At 71.5% G+C, this 13,759-nt stretch carries 29 protein-coding genes; all 29 read right to left on the bottom strand.

What is annotated here, in order from left to right:
* Nucleotides 1–3: 3 nt before the first annotated feature.
* Nucleotides 4–279, bottom strand: a complete 276-nt coding sequence (locus F4559_RS05545; RefSeq protein WP_184666504.1) for a hypothetical protein — start codon at nt 277–279, stop codon at nt 4–6.
* Nucleotides 276–521 (bottom strand): hypothetical protein, encoded by a 246-nt coding sequence (locus F4559_RS05540; protein WP_184666503.1) that lies wholly within the window; start codon nt 519–521, stop codon nt 276–278. Before F4559_RS05540 ends, F4559_RS05545 begins: the two co-directional genes overlap by 4 nt.
* A 3-nt stretch (nt 522–524) precedes the next feature.
* The gene (locus F4559_RS05535; protein WP_184666502.1) at nt 525–881 is read right to left on the bottom strand and encodes a hypothetical protein; all 357 of its coding nucleotides are present in this window, start codon (nt 879–881) and stop codon (nt 525–527) included.
* A complete protein-coding gene (locus tag F4559_RS05530) occupies nt 874–1,245 on the bottom strand; it encodes an ASCH domain-containing protein (RefSeq protein ID WP_221447147.1) in 372 nt (123 codons plus the stop codon). Before F4559_RS05530 ends, F4559_RS05535 begins: the two co-directional genes overlap by 8 nt.
* A 198-nt stretch (nt 1,246–1,443) precedes the next feature.
* Nucleotides 1,444–1,776 (bottom strand): hypothetical protein, encoded by a 333-nt coding sequence (locus F4559_RS05525; RefSeq protein ID WP_184666501.1) that lies wholly within the window; start codon nt 1,774–1,776, stop codon nt 1,444–1,446.
* Nucleotides 1,773–2,021, bottom strand: a complete 249-nt coding sequence (locus tag F4559_RS05520; RefSeq protein ID WP_184666500.1) for a hypothetical protein — start codon at nt 2,019–2,021, stop codon at nt 1,773–1,775. Before F4559_RS05520 ends, F4559_RS05525 begins: the two co-directional genes overlap by 4 nt.
* Complete coding sequence (locus F4559_RS05515; protein ID WP_184666499.1) at nt 2,018–2,242, bottom strand: hypothetical protein; 225 nt, start codon at nt 2,240–2,242, stop codon at nt 2,018–2,020. The genes F4559_RS05520 and F4559_RS05515 overlap by 4 nt, the downstream gene beginning before the upstream one ends.
* Before the next feature lie 43 nt (nt 2,243–2,285).
* The gene (locus F4559_RS05510) at nt 2,286–3,821 is read right to left on the bottom strand and encodes a DNA cytosine methyltransferase (protein WP_184666498.1); all 1,536 of its coding nucleotides are present in this window, start codon (nt 3,819–3,821) and stop codon (nt 2,286–2,288) included.
* Complete coding sequence (locus F4559_RS05505) at nt 3,818–4,528, bottom strand: hypothetical protein (RefSeq protein ID WP_184666497.1); 711 nt, start codon at nt 4,526–4,528, stop codon at nt 3,818–3,820. Before F4559_RS05505 ends, F4559_RS05510 begins: the two co-directional genes overlap by 4 nt.
* 60 nt (nt 4,529–4,588) lie before the next feature.
* The gene (locus F4559_RS05500) at nt 4,589–5,320 is read right to left on the bottom strand and encodes a hypothetical protein (RefSeq protein ID WP_184666496.1); all 732 of its coding nucleotides are present in this window, start codon (nt 5,318–5,320) and stop codon (nt 4,589–4,591) included.
* A gap of 53 nt (nt 5,321–5,373) precedes the next feature.
* A complete protein-coding gene (locus F4559_RS05495; RefSeq protein WP_184666495.1) occupies nt 5,374–5,889 on the bottom strand; it encodes a hypothetical protein in 516 nt (171 codons plus the stop codon).
* Complete coding sequence (locus F4559_RS05490; RefSeq protein ID WP_184666494.1) at nt 5,886–6,278, bottom strand: hypothetical protein; 393 nt, start codon at nt 6,276–6,278, stop codon at nt 5,886–5,888. Before F4559_RS05490 ends, F4559_RS05495 begins: the two co-directional genes overlap by 4 nt.
* 121 nt (nt 6,279–6,399) lie before the next feature.
* Complete coding sequence (locus F4559_RS05485) at nt 6,400–6,843, bottom strand: hypothetical protein (protein ID WP_184666493.1); 444 nt, start codon at nt 6,841–6,843, stop codon at nt 6,400–6,402.
* Nucleotides 6,840–6,986 carry a hypothetical protein gene (locus F4559_RS05480; protein WP_184666492.1) on the bottom strand — a complete coding sequence of 49 codons (147 nt, stop codon included), beginning with the start codon at nt 6,984–6,986 and terminating at the stop codon, nt 6,840–6,842. The genes F4559_RS05485 and F4559_RS05480 overlap by 4 nt, the downstream gene beginning before the upstream one ends.
* A 109-nt stretch (nt 6,987–7,095) precedes the next feature.
* Entirely contained in the window at nt 7,096–7,263 is a 168-nt protein-coding gene (locus F4559_RS05475) for a hypothetical protein (RefSeq protein ID WP_184666491.1), read from the bottom strand.
* Complete coding sequence (locus F4559_RS05470) at nt 7,260–7,427, bottom strand: hypothetical protein (RefSeq protein ID WP_184666490.1); 168 nt, start codon at nt 7,425–7,427, stop codon at nt 7,260–7,262. Before F4559_RS05470 ends, F4559_RS05475 begins: the two co-directional genes overlap by 4 nt.
* Entirely contained in the window at nt 7,424–7,696 is a 273-nt protein-coding gene (locus F4559_RS05465) for a hypothetical protein (RefSeq protein ID WP_184666489.1), read from the bottom strand. Before F4559_RS05465 ends, F4559_RS05470 begins: the two co-directional genes overlap by 4 nt.
* Before the next feature lie 171 nt (nt 7,697–7,867).
* On the bottom strand, nt 7,868–8,476 hold the full coding sequence (locus F4559_RS05460; RefSeq protein WP_184666488.1) for a hypothetical protein: 609 nt from the start codon (nt 8,474–8,476) through the stop codon (nt 7,868–7,870).
* Nucleotides 8,473–8,775, bottom strand: coding sequence for a hypothetical protein (locus F4559_RS05455; protein WP_184666487.1), 303 nt, complete (start codon nt 8,773–8,775; stop codon nt 8,473–8,475). Before F4559_RS05455 ends, F4559_RS05460 begins: the two co-directional genes overlap by 4 nt.
* Nucleotides 8,772–9,347 (bottom strand): zinc finger domain-containing protein, encoded by a 576-nt coding sequence (locus tag F4559_RS05450; protein ID WP_184666486.1) that lies wholly within the window; start codon nt 9,345–9,347, stop codon nt 8,772–8,774. Before F4559_RS05450 ends, F4559_RS05455 begins: the two co-directional genes overlap by 4 nt.
* Nucleotides 9,344–10,270 carry a hypothetical protein gene (locus F4559_RS05445; RefSeq protein ID WP_184666485.1) on the bottom strand — a complete coding sequence of 309 codons (927 nt, stop codon included), beginning with the start codon at nt 10,268–10,270 and terminating at the stop codon, nt 9,344–9,346. Before F4559_RS05445 ends, F4559_RS05450 begins: the two co-directional genes overlap by 4 nt.
* A 52-nt stretch (nt 10,271–10,322) precedes the next feature.
* Nucleotides 10,323–10,583, bottom strand: a complete 261-nt coding sequence (locus F4559_RS05440; RefSeq protein WP_184666484.1) for a hypothetical protein — start codon at nt 10,581–10,583, stop codon at nt 10,323–10,325.
* On the bottom strand, nt 10,580–10,810 hold the full coding sequence (locus tag F4559_RS05435) for a hypothetical protein (protein WP_184666483.1): 231 nt from the start codon (nt 10,808–10,810) through the stop codon (nt 10,580–10,582). Before F4559_RS05435 ends, F4559_RS05440 begins: the two co-directional genes overlap by 4 nt.
* A gap of 98 nt (nt 10,811–10,908) precedes the next feature.
* Nucleotides 10,909–11,346 (bottom strand): hypothetical protein, encoded by a 438-nt coding sequence (locus tag F4559_RS05430; RefSeq protein ID WP_184666482.1) that lies wholly within the window; start codon nt 11,344–11,346, stop codon nt 10,909–10,911.
* A complete protein-coding gene (locus F4559_RS05425; RefSeq protein ID WP_184666481.1) occupies nt 11,343–11,807 on the bottom strand; it encodes a hypothetical protein in 465 nt (154 codons plus the stop codon). Before F4559_RS05425 ends, F4559_RS05430 begins: the two co-directional genes overlap by 4 nt.
* Nucleotides 11,804–12,052 (bottom strand): hypothetical protein, encoded by a 249-nt coding sequence (locus F4559_RS05420; RefSeq protein WP_184666480.1) that lies wholly within the window; start codon nt 12,050–12,052, stop codon nt 11,804–11,806. The genes F4559_RS05425 and F4559_RS05420 overlap by 4 nt, the downstream gene beginning before the upstream one ends.
* Complete coding sequence (locus tag F4559_RS05415; protein WP_184666479.1) at nt 12,049–12,222, bottom strand: hypothetical protein; 174 nt, start codon at nt 12,220–12,222, stop codon at nt 12,049–12,051. Before F4559_RS05415 ends, F4559_RS05420 begins: the two co-directional genes overlap by 4 nt.
* On the bottom strand, nt 12,219–12,908 hold the full coding sequence (locus tag F4559_RS05410) for an ERF family protein (protein WP_184666478.1): 690 nt from the start codon (nt 12,906–12,908) through the stop codon (nt 12,219–12,221). Before F4559_RS05410 ends, F4559_RS05415 begins: the two co-directional genes overlap by 4 nt.
* The gene (locus F4559_RS05405) at nt 12,908–13,690 is read right to left on the bottom strand and encodes a hypothetical protein (RefSeq protein WP_184666477.1); all 783 of its coding nucleotides are present in this window, start codon (nt 13,688–13,690) and stop codon (nt 12,908–12,910) included. The genes F4559_RS05410 and F4559_RS05405 overlap by 1 nt, the downstream gene beginning before the upstream one ends.
* Nucleotides 13,691–13,759: the final 69 nt, after the last annotated feature.

Raw genomic sequence — 13,759 nt, 5'->3', positions numbered from 1 at the left:
GGCTCACGCCTCCTCGGCGGGCGGGGCGGTGCCATCGCCGTTTCCCGTGTTCCACACAGCTTCGGCGGCGGTGATGTGGGCGGCGAGCAGGTCTCGGGCCTGCACGCTGGACAGGTCGTGCAGGGTGACGTCGTAGCGCGGGCCGCCGAGGGCGGGCTGGGTGACGTCGAACGTGGCCGAGCGTCCGGCCGGGATGGCGCGGAGAACGGCAGTGGCTTCGTTGCGGTCCAGGCCGCCGATGCCGAGGTGGATGGTGATGGCGGCGGGGTCGCTGCTCACGTGTCTGTCCTTTCGGGAGACGAAGCGGAGTGGGGCTCGATCAGCCCGGTCAGCTCATCGGAGTACGCAGAGGTCTCGGTGCCGTCGTCCAGTTCGACGAGCCACGCGCCGTTGTCGTACGGGTCGGGTCCGATGACGGTCCCAGCCTCGTCGTAGTCGAGGCGGCTGCTGTCGTCGATGGCGACCCGGTCGCCGGTCCTCCAGGCGGGTGCGGGGTAGATCCAGGTGTCGTCGTTGGCCACGGCTCACGCTCCCTCGACGGTTTCGTTCTCCTTGGCGAATCGGGCCAAGCTCTTGTGGACCCCCGCCCGAAATTCGGCCTGCCGGGTTGAGTACGGCACGAGGGTGTCCGCGTCCAACTCCAGGACGTCGTCCATCACCTCGGGGTCGCCGTCGACCAGTACGGTCACGGCCATGTCGCGGCGCAGCAGCGACTTGAAGCGGTCCCACCACGACACGCGGAGCGTGAACCTCCCGAACGGGTCGGCGATGGGTTCCCGGAAGGTGATGGTGCGGTCGTCGAGCTGGTAGGTGACCCGATACCGGGGTCCGGTCTCACGGCTGTCGTAGGTGGGCTGGATGGACCGACGCATCTCACGCACGGACGGTCTCCTCGGTGGTGTCGGGCAGGTAGCGCCACTCGATGCGGGTGATCTCTGCGGCCGGGTCGATCCGCTGGGCGCGCACGAAGAACCGGTCGACGAACTCGTCCGGGGTCATGCCGGGGCAGCCTTCGCGGGCCACGTCGTCGGCGGTGATGGTGTCGAGGCGTTCGCGGCGGACGGACACGACCTCGACGTCCACGATCCGCACCAGCGGCTCGCCGGGCTTGCGGCCCATGATCTTGCGGCACAGGGTGAGACGGGTACCGGGCTGGAGGTCGACCCAGCCCTTGCGACGCGTCACGGTCTTGATGCGGGATCGGACGGCGTCCTCCGTCATCGCGACGGACATCAAGCGGGGCATCACGCCTCCTTGGCGGTGGTGTTGGCGGTGGCGGGGCAGCACGCCGGGCAGTAGTCGCGCCGGGCGACAGTCGTCCAGCCCCGTCGGGAGGCGAGGTACCGGGCAGCGCTCGCAGTCGGCGTCGGGTCGGTTGGGATGTACTCCGTGAGGCAGCGCGCTCCGTCGCACATCAGTCGTACGGATCGGTAGGCGGCCACGTCACGCCTCCTCGGCGGGCGGGGTGACTGCGTCCCCAAGATCTGTGGCGTCCCCCTCGTGCCACTCGGTCGGCTCTGCCGTGGCCTGAGGGACGGCGGGCGGGAGGAGATCCTGCTCGGTACACACCCACACCGGAGTGCCCTCGCCAGGCTCCCGTACCTCGCACAGGAGCGCGCTCGGCGTGTGGTGCCGGCGCCCGGCGTCGGGCCAGACGTCCAGGACGTCGACGACCAGTCGGGAGTCGTCATCGCCGGTGGCGTGCGGCATCCACACCGCCGGGTGGCCGGCGGTCGGCAGCCACGGCTGGTCGTGGCCGGTGGAGGGGGTGGTCACGATGCGCGCTCCTCGGATCGGCGCAGGCACCGCTTGCAGCGCGGCATGTCGTCCGGGGCGACGATCGGCTCGTCCACCTCCGGGTCCGGCGGGCGGTAGTCCCGCTCGCACCCGGTCGAGTACAGGGCGACCGCGCCCATCGACCCGATCTCGATCAGGGCGTGGGCACGGGTCCAGCCGGGCAGCGTGCACCAGGCGGTGGCGAGGTCCCGGGCGGCCGTGGTCTCGGGGTCCGGGGCGGTCACCGGGACACCTCGGCCGCGGGTGCCGGGCGCAGCCGCGACGGGTCGATCACCGCGTGCCAGTCGTCGGCGTAGACGATGCCCAGCGCGGGGGCTGCGGGGCCGTCGCTGTAGATGCGCTCGACCTCGACCTCGATGTCGCCGACCTCGTCGTGGCGGAAGATGCCGATGTCGCCGACCCGCCAGGCTGAGAGGGTGGAGTGGAGGTTGTCGGTGTCGGTCATGGGTGTTGTCCTCCTCAGGCCGCCGCGGCGGCGGCACGGGTGATCAGGGGGTGAGGGAGTCGACGACGGCGCGGATCAGGAACTCGGCCGCGGGCGGGGTGACTCCGTTGCCCAACTGCTTGACCTGCTCGCGTTTGTTCCCGGTGACCACGTAGTCGTCGCCGAACGCCATGGCGCGCTGGATCTCCGGGACGGCGAGCATCCGGAACGTGCAGTCCTCCACGGCCGGAGGCCGCTCGGACCAGCCGACCAGGGACTGGTGTCCGGCGGTGGTGAGCGTGCGCATCGGCTCGTCCACGGGCGTGGACAGGTAGCCCTCGTCGCCGCGCGCGGTGTTGTGCCGGACGAGCATGTGGTGGGTGCCGCTCGCGGTCACGGTCGACAGCGGCTCGCGGACGTCCCGGGCGGTGGAGCCGCCGCCGCGCAGCTCGGCGATGAACGCCAGGCCGTAGCGGTCCACCGTGGTCAGGGTGCCCAACGGCCGGTCGGTCGGCTGCGCGGCCTCGGCGGTCCCGTAGTACGGGACGACCAGCGCGGTCTCGTGCCGGGTCGTCTGGGTGCGCATCGGTGCCGCGGCTGGGAGTGCGGCGTTGCCGACCCTGCCCTCGACCGGGACGAGCAGCCCCTCGTTCTCCCGGGTCGTACGGGACCGGAACGGACCGGTCACGGGTTGGGCGGACTCGTTCCACGTGCCCCCGGACGGCACCAGCTGGGCACCGGCGTAGCGGGCCAGGCCGGCGCGGATACGCGCGATGGTCTTGTCCGACAACGGCTTGTCCCGGTCGCCGATCCGTTCGCCGAGCATCGACCAGTCGATCGCGGACGCGGCGGGCAGCACGTAGGGCTCGACCGGCCTGCCGCAGCCCGGGGTGGTGCACGCGTAGGTGTACTGGGCGCGGTAGCGGCCCCACCGCTCCAGCGGCCACGTCGCGCCGCGCCGTTTCCATGCCTGCCGGCACTCGACCTCGGCCGCGCAGCCGGTGCACCAGCCCCGCGGCCGGATCTCCAGGTCCGGGCGTCGGTTGCCGCGCCGCCAGAGCACCACGTACATCCGGTCGCGGGACTGCGGGGCACGGGGCGCGGCGATCGCGGGGGCGTGCATGGAGTTGAGGTACACGACGTGGTGGTCGTAGCCGTAGGAGTCCATGGCCATCAGCCACGCCTGGAACGGAGCCCAGTGCGCGGCGTCGACGACGTTCTCCACGATCACCGCGTCGTAGCGGTGCACCTCGGCGAAGCGGGGTACGTCCCACATGGTCGCCCGGGAGCGTTCGGCGACGTGGTCGGGCAGGGGTTCGTCGAACAGGCCGGGGCCGACCTGGCGGCGTTTGCGTCCTTTCGCGACGGAGTGCGAGGTGCACTCCGGCGACGCCCACAGGATGTTGGTGCGCCGGTAGCGGCGGGGCTCGACCTGGGAGATGTCGGCGCAGTCGTGTGCGCAGTCCGGGAAGTTCGCGGCGTGGGTCTCGATGGCGCGCGGGGAGTGGTTCGCGGCCATGACGAGCTGGACGCCGGGGACGGCGGTCGCGCCGAGTCCGGAGCCCCCGGCTCCGCAGAACAGGTCGGTTACGGTGATCATTTCGCTTTCCCTTTTTTACCGCAGGCCGCCAGTGCCCGGTTGTAGGCGCGTGCCGCGTGACGACAGTCGTCGCATGCCTGTTCGTAGCGGCGGCGGTGCTGTGCGTAGCCGTTGATGGTGCCGTGTTGGATCGGACGCCGTGGCCGGATTTTGGCGTGTCGCACGCGGTGGGCGTGTTCCCAGTCAAACCACAGGTCTTCCCAACACCGACGTGCCTGTCGTACTTGCGGTTTTACGGTCTCGTAGGGCAATCCGCGCGCGGTCGCGACGGCTTGGACGCTGCCGGTGGCGGCGAGAAGCAGCAGAAGGTCGGCTTGGTGGCGAGGGAGCTTGTGAGTGACCTGCTCGGTGGCGATGCGATCGACGAGCGCTTCGATTCGAGGGTCGACGAGGGCAGGGAGATCCGAGTGCCAGTAGGCAGCGAACCGTGCCCCGGGATTGCCCCAGCTCTTCCGACGTCCACGGTGGCCCTGCCACTGATGGATGTCGTTGAGGATGCCGTCGCGGGCGGCGACCGCGAGTTCGCATGGACCGGGGTGGGTCTCCGAGGCGAGCAGGCAGTCCACCAAGCCGTTCCAGGCGGCCTCGTGGAGCAGGTCGACGTCGCCGCGGGCGCGCGCGTTGGCGGTGGCACGTCGAGCGATGGCGGTGAGGTCTCCGAGGCCGTAGCCATGCATGCGGTCGGGGCAGTCGCAGGCGGTGGTCATCGGGGCTCCACGTCGGACAGGCCGCCGGTGACCTGCTGGTCGCGGATGGCCTTGTCGAGGTCACTCACCGGGCTCACCTCGCAGGGTCGTGTTCCGGTCCTCACCGGACGGTGCGGTGCCGCTGGCGAGGAGGTCTCGCTGCACGGCCCACCCAGGCCAGGCCACCAAGTGCTCGGCGATCAACGTGTCGATGTCCGCTGGCGGCCGGTCGTCGGGTGCCGGGCAGGTTTCGTGGCAGTACCGGCTGGTGCCGTAGTGCGGGCCGCAGTGGTAGCACTCGGTGGCGCCCTCGACGTCCATCGGGACGACGCGGTGGTCGCACTCTCCGGTGTGGACGTGTGCTGCCGTGCTGGCGTTGGCGTGGATGATCGGGAGCGCGGCGGCGAGCACGGCGCGGGCGAGGTCTTCGTTCGTGGGAGAGAGGCTGCCGATCTGGCCGGTGTAGATCCCGGCGCAGTCGTGTGCGTGCGGGGACAGGAGGTCGTGGATCGCGGTCGCTGCTGCGGCCACGGCCTGGTCGGTGATGGGGTCAGCCACGGCTTTGTTCTGTCCAGTTTGGATGGACATGCGGGACATGACAGCCTCTCCGAGCAGGGTCAGCCGGTGCTCGCCAGCGGGCACGGGGTAGATGAGGCCGCGTCGGTCCGCTGCGGCGCGGGTGGCCGGGTGGTACTGGCCGACCAGGATCAGAGCCCGATCGGGCTGGGCCGCCATGTCTGCGAGCATCGCGGCGGTGAGGGGGGTCAGGCCGCGCATCGCGGTGGTGATCTCGTCCTCGGTTGGGTCAGCCACGGCTGGTCTCCGGGGTGAGGCCCGGCGCACGCGGGGTGCGCCGGGCGGGGTGGTCAGTGGTGTCGGGTGGCGTAGCGGTGGCGCATGCGGGCCAGGCGCAGGGCGTCGCTCGGCTCGGTCCACCGGTGCCAGCTGATGCCGGGTGCGTGGCGCTGGAGGTGGTGTTCGCGGTCGATGTCGCAGTAGGCGCAGGCGTTCGGCGCGACGTAGTCGTCCGGCAGCCCGCAGTCGACGAACGCGGGCAGCAGGCCGTTGCGCCACAACCGGTGTGCGGCGTCCTGCACGTCCTCGGGCAGCGGCACGCCGACGGCGTCCGTCCACGCGTCCTCGGGTGCGAGGTAGCCGAGACTGCCGCTGAGGTCGCGCAGGTATGCGGTGATCTCGGTGGTGGTGAGCTGGGTGAGGATCTGCGCTTGCTGGCACCGCGAACGGTGCCTGCCGGGGCAGCATCCGCAGACGCGGTGGTCTGCGGCGGGGTGGCCGCAGGTGGGGGCGTACCTCTGGCTGCGCGTGGTGGCGCACAGCTCGGGGCACGTCTCCGCGTCGGGGTGGTGGTCGAGGACGGTCACGGTGCCTCGATCGAGCAGAGGGTGCCGACGCCGATCGCGATGGAGTCGTGGCCGCGCATGAGGGCGTGGAGCCGGGCGGTGCGGACGGGGTCGAGGGCGGTGAAGACGCGCACCTCGTCGCCGTCGAGCTTGCCGGTGACGTCGATGTGGACGGAGAGCGTCTTGTCGGGGTCGTAGCGGGTCATGTCGTGCAGGGCGATGTGGGACTGGTGGAGGAGGTCGTACCAGGAGGCCAGGATTTCGACGGTGCTCGGCTGGCCGAGCTGGATGTCGACGCGCTTGGCGGTGCCGGTGATGTTGCCGATGCGGCCGAGGTCGGGGGTGGTGGCGGTGAGGGCGGGGTGTCCGGCGACGCGGGCGATGCGGGCGAGGAGGGCGGTGTTGTTCACGGCGGGTTTCACCTCGGGGGTCGGGGCGGGCGGGGGGTGGTGCCGGTGGTGCGGGGGATGCCGCACCACCGGCAGGCACCGGAGTCGTGGCAGTAGACGCACCACGGGTCGGAGGTCGTGGTCACGCCGGGTCGCCCTCGGCGAAAGCGGCGTGGTTGCGCACCCAGTCCGGGATCGCGGTCGCGGCGGGCTCGTCGTCGTCGGGGACGCGGTCGCGCAGCGGACCGTCCTCGCGGAGCAGGTCGTGTTCGGAGGCGACGGTGAGCCAGCCGCCGTCGGTGTTCTGCCAGCGGGTGCCGCGTCGGGTCCAGGGCCGGCCGTACCGGTCGGTGAGGTGGCCGACGTCGCCGGGGATGCCGGTGTCCGGGGTGTAGCCGGTGTCGGCCTCCGTCGGGAGGGTGTGGCCGGGGGCGAGGTCGATCGTGGTGCCGCCGGGCAGGGTGTCGCAGGACCAGCCGGCGTCCTGGGCGACGACCCGGGCGGACCACGGGGTGTCGGTGGTGACCGTGGTGTGCAGGCCGCAGTCGTCGCCGCAGTCGCAGGACAGGCGGACCGTCGCGCTCACCGCGCCTCCTCGGGATCGGTGGTGGTGTCGTGGTCGGATACGTCGGGGTGGGGTTCGCCGCCGCGCGGGCAGTCGGGGTCGGGTCCGTCCTGGCCGTCGAGCGGGCCGAGCAGCAGCCGGGCGAACCAGGACTGGCGGGTCACGGGAGTAGGCCGAGCACGACGGCCCACAGGCCGGCGATGGCCACCGCGAAGAGCAGGACGGCGCAGGCGTGCCGGGCCCGGTCGGTGTGGTGGATGTGGTGGCGGCCCGTCACGACCGGCCGCCGGGCAGGTCGCGGTGCGGGCAGCGGGCACGCGGGTAGGGCAGGGCGGCGGTGAACGCGTCGTCGTCGGCCCGCCGGACGGCGGCGCGCAGGACCGCGACCGGTGCCGTCCACAGCCCGGCCAGCAGCACCGCGACCGTCCACGCCGGGGTCATCGGAGCGCCTCGCGGCCCTGGGCGTCCAGCGCGGCCCGTTCGGTGGCGGCCCACGCGGCGAGCCGGGCGTCGAGCCCGGGGTCGCCAGCCGTGACGGTGCCCGGGTCGCCGGAGGCCAGGCCGGTGAGCGCCTGGTCGTCGGTACGGACGGTGGGGATGGTCATCGGGTGCTCCGGCGGGCTCGAGCGAGGACGGTCCCGGCGGCGCCGATCAGCGCCGCGGACACGGCGAGCAGGACCAGGGCGGCCGACGCGCCGGCCAGTCCGGACAGGCCGACCGCCCACCAGGGCAGGTCGGTGGTCACGGCGGTGGTGACGAGTGCGGAGAGGGCGCCGGCGGCGGTGGTCGCGGCGGTGAGGCCGACCGCGTCGGCAGGGGTGTCGAGGGGGCGGAGCTGGGGGTCGAGTTCGGTGCGAGCGGTGGAGAGCGTCATCGGATCTCCTTGGGCGTCTGATGTATCCAAACTACGTCCAAATCCATCCAAACGCAAGTGTTGTCGATCCCACTTCGCCAATTCAGACCTTGCGCCTCAGGACAGCTTCAGCGCGCCAGGCGGTCGTCCGGGGGCGGCGAGCGGTCGGGGAACCTCAGCCCGCAGGGCGCGTCAGTCGCAGCCGTCTTCCTCGTCGGGCTGCACACGGATCGCGTCGAGGTGGGAGACGACCAGCTCGCACATGCCCCGCACGCACTCGCCCGCCTCCGGCAGCGACGCCATGCGGCGGAAGTCGGCGGCCAGCCCGGCTATCGCGGCGTCCACGCGCATCGCTTCGGCGGCCCAGTCCATCCGGGACTCGCGCTCCCGCGCCCATGCGGACGTGGCGGACCGCAGCTCGTCCACGCCGTAGTGACCGCCGGAGACCGCCCCGCCTCCGCAGGCGGCCCGGTTGAGGGCGGCGGCGATCACCGGCCCGAAAGCCGGGTCGAGGGCGACGGCGACGTGCTCGTCGGTGTCCCTGTCCCCGGTGTCGGTGTAGACGTTGCGCGGGTTGTGGCTCCCGGTGCGGTAGCGGCTGTCACCGGTCCGGGTCGTGCTGATGCCCCCGCATGCAGCTGCTGCGTTGACGAGCCGAACGATCATCTTGGCGACGTCGGGCACCGCCTGGGCCGCGACCCGGCCGTCGGCAGCCACGATCGCCGTCGTGCCGTGGGATTCCCCGCATCGCCACGGAGTCGGGTACTGCGGGCCGCTGCTGGTGTCGGGGTGGGATGTCATGCGGAACGGTCTCCTCTCGCGTCCACGGGGACGCTGGACGGCACTGCGGGGGATTCCTGTCGGGCCGGCCTGACCCGGGGTGGGCAGATGCCGACCCGGACCGTCACGGCCAGCCACGGCTGGCACACCGGACACGGCACCGGACGGTCCGCGTCCGGGTCGACCCAGCCCCCGTCGCACACGTGCGGCACCGGGGGCTGGTCACGCTGCTCGGGCACCTCGACCGCGGGCTCGTCGACGAGCAGTTCGTCGGCGGTCACGGCCTCGTCGTCGGGGTCGCCGAACCGGGACGGGCTCACCACAGCCTCCGCGCGCGCGGCGTGACCTCGGCGCCGACCAGGCGGGAGGGGTGCGCCTCCGACTTCGTGAGCTTCCGGCCCCGACCGTCCACACACGCCTCCCCAACCTGTGCCCGGCAGTACCCGCACGGCCGGGCCAGGACTCTTCGCCTCGCGGTCGACTCACGCACGCCCTCCCGCTCGGCGACGGCGAGCGCGGACCCGGCCCGTACCCGCTTCCCGGCCCTGAGCGCCGCCACGGCCCGGTCCACGCCCGCGTGCAGCCGCTCCGGATCGAACGGGGCAGCAGGGATGGCACGGGCCCCGGTCGACCCGGAGCGTTCGCGCTCGGTCGGGCGTCGCCGCGCGTTCCACCACTGGACGATGTCCGCGGGCGAGATCGTCTCGCGGTGCCGGGTGTACTCGTCGGACCGGTAGTGGGCGAAAACGGCCTTCTCTGCGTCTTCGTAGGGCACGTCGTGCAGGGCCTTCTGCCAGACGCCGCGGATGAAGCCCTTGGCGTCGGGCTGGGGCATCTTGGGGTCCAGGCTGATCGCGGTGGCGAGGATGCGTCCTGCCTCCGAGAGGTTCATGCCGTCCGGCCTCCTTCGATGACCAGCAGGTGATCGTTCGTCGGTGGTTCGTCGAGGTAGTCGGCGAGGAACGGGTCGTCTGGCTCGAGCGCCGCGAGGACTTTGTCCATGCGCCGTGATCCGGTGACCGTGCCGGTGTCGGTCGTCGGTACGCGTCCTAGTCCCTGTCGCTGCCGGACCAGCGGGTGCGGTCGGACCGGCGCGGCTTCGGCCTTGGCCTGTGCTTCGCGCATCCACTTCCGCCACGCGGCGAGCCAGTTGCGTTTTTTCGCCGACGGCCCGCACGCGGCGAGCCAGTAGTCACGGAACTGGTCGGTTTCGGCCGCGCCGACCAGGGGGGTCTCCTTCCGTGCCCAGGCGATCATCTCGTCGGTCGCGGTGAAGTCCTCCGGGATGTAGGTCCCGGCACTCGCGCGCGGGCGCGTGGGCGCGACAACCCCCGAAGGGGGTTGTTCTTTGTTTGGTTGTACTGGTTGTACTGGCTTACTGGATGGGCGGGGACTCCCCGATGGACTCCCCACGTGAGTCCCCGGGGTGTCCCCTCGGGTGTCCCCTGGGGACACAACCGGCTTTGAACTGGGAGTTCGGCTTCCTGCACCCGGATTGGCCGCGCGTTGCCCGCGTTTCTTGTCCCGCTCCTTCTCCCGCTTCGCCAGCACGTACTCGCGACTGCACGTCCTCGGCCAGTCGACGTACTGGTGACCGCCGCGAGCCCGCTTCCAGATCCCGCGTGCCACCAGCTCGTCGGCCGCGGCGGGGTCGATCGTGGGGAACAGAGCGAGCGCCGCGGTCGGCACGAAACCGTCGGTGAGACGGTCGGCGGACCACGAGCCGGCCACTGTCCACAGAGCGATCGCCTGGGCGGACAAGCCGAGGTACAGGGGGTCTCGATAGAACTCGTCGGGGGTGGGGAAGAACGTCATGGTGCCTGCCTCCTGGTGGTCGGGATCGGAGGCGCGTCGGCCGCGGCGGCGGTCAAGCTGCGCTCGGAAGGGTGTTCGCCACGAGGCCCAGTCGGGTCCTGATGCGGGCGGCGGTGTAGTCGGTGAGTCGGGTGTGCACGGCGATCTCGCCGTCGGTCCAGCCGCAGTCCCACAGCAGCCGCACCAGGTCCTCGCGGTCCCGGGTGGTCAGCGCCTCGGCGGGTTCGCGGCCGTCGCAGCAGGCCCGCCACAGCCGCCAGTCCGAGCGGGGACGGCCGGTGGTGAGTGCGGCGGGCAGTCGTCGGCGGCTCACGTGAGCCTCGGGTCGGTCTGGAGCGGGTGCGGGTCGACGTCGTCGTCCCAGCCGTGCTCGCCGGGCAGCGACCACGTCTCCCGGAAGCGCAGGACCGGCCAGTCCTCCAGGCGGATGCCCGAGGGGACGACCCAGCCCTCGGCGGTGGCGAGGGCGCGTTGTCCGGACTCGACCTCGCCGTGGCATTTTGTCGTGGCAGATCCGCAGAGCGTCACCAAGTTGGCCATGGTGTTGGTGCCACCACGGCCACGCGGGAGCCGATGCTGCAACGAATACCCGCTCCGTCGGACATCTCGGCCGCAGCGCTTCAGCGGCGTCCGCCGGTTCACGGCATCTCCCGGGTGGTGTACCAGCGCAGTGCGACGGGCAGGTGCAGCCACCAGGCGCGTTCCGGCAGGTGCGCGGGCACACCGCCGGTGTCACCGGCCACGGTCGCGGCGTCGGCGTAGGTGGACAGGCCGCCGCACGTGCAGGCCACGTGCACCGCGACCGCACCACGGCCCGGTCGCGGTGGTCGGCCGTCGGTGACCGGCCGGTGGCCGTCGAACGCCTGTGCGTGGTCCGGGCACAGCAGCAGGCTGAAGCTGCCACGCGCCCGGTCCGACGGCGACACCGTGCCTCTCGTCTCCCGTACACCGGCGAGGTGGGCGGTGGAGGACAGGCGGGACCAACCAGCCGGAGTCGACGAGGCGCTCTCCCCGGTGGCTGAAACCGGGCACCGAGGCGCGTCGCAGAGGTAGCGGAACACGGTGCGGACGCTCATGCTCGTACCCCCCACTGGCGTGCGTCGACGAGGGCGCGGTAGCGATATCGGTGGACGGGCAGCGGATGCCGGTCTCCGGGAACCAGGTGGAACCGCATCGACGTGTCGTAGATGGACGTGATCTGGTGCACCGGAGCCATGAAGTACATCGGCCTCCGGCTCGTGATTTCAGCCAATCGCAGGAGCTGTTCCCACCTCGGGTACAGGAGCCCCGATTCCCAGTTGTCCACGTCGGGCTCGTTGACTCCGCACGCCCAGTCCACTTCGGGCCCGTGCAGGCCTGCGGCGTCGAGCGCCATCGTGATGTGTGCCGGGACCACCAAGCCCTGCAACCACTTTTGCCGAGCGGCCTCGTCCTGGCGCTTCCGCTCGGCGTTACGGAGGACGGAGAGCCGGTCGCGGTGGGACGCTTCGCGCGGGGTGAGCTGGACCCCGGCTTTTCCCCATCGGCGGCGGGTCATGACGCCTCCCGACCGGCGGCGAGCAGCGCGGTCAACGCCTGGCCGTGGCCGGGACGGAACCGCATCAGTTCGCCGGTGATCTCGTCGCGGAGGACGTCGCCGTTGAGCGCGAGTTTCAGGTCGTACAGGAACGCGGCCACCTGCTCGCCAGGATCGACCCCCGCCTCGAACTCCTCGACCACCTGCTTGGCCGCGAGCATCCGGTCCCACAGGTCCACCGGGTCGTACCGGCTCGGGTCGCTCACGCGGCACCTCCGAGGCTGTTCGGCTTGCGGAACCACGGCGACACCGTGGGGCGGGTGGGTACGTCGAGTTCGCCCTGGTACGGCGGGTCCAGCGGGGGCAGCACCTCCACCGCGTGGTGGGTGGCCGCGTCCAACGCGGCCACGCTGGCGAACTGCTCGGCGGCCGTCATGACTGCGCCGTCCGCGTCCGCGTCCGCGACATTCGCGTCTTGGGCTTCAGGAAGGCCAGATAGGCCGTGAGCGTCTCGGAGTCGGCGTCGGCCAGCTCGATCACGGGCTCGTCGCCCTGTGCCCGCCATAGAGCGAAGTCCTGCGTCAGCTCCTCGTAGGTGTCGTCCTCCGCGATCCAGCCGCGTTCCTGGGCGGCGGCCCAGATGGACCGCTTCAGCTCGGTGACACTGGGGCCGCCGTCCGTCGACGTCCGCTCGTAGGACCGGGCATCCGGGTCCAGCTCCCTGGTCGGGATCGCGAGCACCTGGATCAACGCGGTCCGGTACGCGACGGCCATGGCCTTGGAGACCGCCTTGTCTCCCGTGTCCTGTGCCTCGCCGGGCACGATGCACTCCATCGAGTCGCCTGCCGGGCCGTGGAACGTGTACTTGACCCAGACGGTGATCTCGCGTGCGGTCTTGTTCTTCTCGGTCTTGGTGTCCCGTGACTCCAGGGTGAGCAAGCTCGGTGTGGGCACGACGCCGTGCGCGCGCAGCGCCGGGCCGACGTTGTCGAGGATGCGGTCGATGCCCCGGAAGAAGAAGTTGTGGAAGGTGTTCTTGTCGCCCTTGCCCACGGCACGCACTTCGGCCATGACCCGGGCCATGACCTTCACGATCGGCTCGTCGCGCGGCTCGTCGCCCATCAGGCCACCGCCGGCGCGTCGATCGACAGCGGGGCGCCGATCAGCCGGTCGAGCGGCCGGACCCGCTGTACCGGTCGGATCACCTGCCGGTACATCTCCAGCACTGCCAGGAACCTGTCGAACGTCGCCGGCCCGGCCTCCAGCGGCATCAGCTCGTAGCCCTCGGGGCGCACGTGCAGCACGTAGACGCCGTCGACCGGGACCATCGGCTGCTCGACGCCGTCCTCGTCGAGGTAGACGTCGGCGTAGCGGTAGGCGGCGGTCTGCAGTGCGACCTCGCCGTACACGCCGTTGCCGGTCTTGTAGTCCACCTGCACGACCCCCAGCCCCTGGACGGGGATCCGCAGGATCGAGTCGAGCGTGCCAGCGTAGCCGTGCTTGCGGGAGGCGACCACCAGTTCGGAGTGCAGCGCGGTCGGCTGCCAGTCGTCGCAGAACGCGATGTAGGACCGGACGTACGGCACCAGGTCGTCGGGCACCTCGACCTCGTCGCCGTGCATGATCCGCTCTGCCAGGCGGTGGACCGCGGTTCCGCGTACGGCGGCGGCGTTGCGCTGCTGGAAGGGGAGTCCGGCGAGGAAGTCGCGGGTGGCGTCGCCGCCGCCGTCGCGGATCAGGTCCTGGAGCAGACCGGGGTGCTCGACCACGAAGTCCGCGACGGTCCTGGCGGACCAGCCGACGAGTTCCTTCGGCACGGCCTTGAGGACCGTGGTGACCCCGAGGGCGCGTTTGCCGTCGATGGAGTAGCAATGGCCGGAGCCCTGCTGCCAGCGCTTGATCACGACGCGACCTCCGGGGCGGTAAGGATGGCTTGCGCCGGTATGGGATGGTTACGTTCGGGCACGAGTCGA

Source organism: Saccharothrix violaceirubra, from assembly GCF_014203755.1.
Classification (GTDB): Bacteria; Actinomycetota; Actinomycetes; order Mycobacteriales; family Pseudonocardiaceae; genus Actinosynnema; species Actinosynnema violaceirubrum.
Note: the sequence above shows the minus strand (reverse complement) of the source record. Positions and strands in the feature narration are given on the sequence as shown.